The sequence below is a fragment of the Thalassotalea montiporae genome (genome assembly GCF_053485855.1).
The window spans coordinates 1-216 of record NZ_JBQRUO010000039.1; the positions used below are offsets into that span (position 1 = coordinate 1).

The 216-nt window shown below is 44.9% G+C and carries 1 rRNA gene; it reads left to right on the forward strand.

From position 1 onward, the window contains the following. Positions 1-216 (forward strand): 23S ribosomal RNA (locus ACSLUR_RS19220); the annotation flags it as partial.

The window sequence follows — 216 nt, forward strand, 5'->3', positions numbered from 1 at the left end:
AGATTAATATTTCTGTACTTCTTTATATTGCGATGGAGGGACGGAGAAGGCTAAGCAAGCATGGCGTTGGTTGTCCATGTGAAAGTATGTAGGCTGAGAGTTTAGGCAAATCCGGACTCTTAAGGCTGAGATACGAGACGAGGCTCTACGGAGCTGAAGTTGTTGATGCCCTGCTTCCAGGAAAAGCTTCTAAGCATAGATATAAAGGAACCGTAC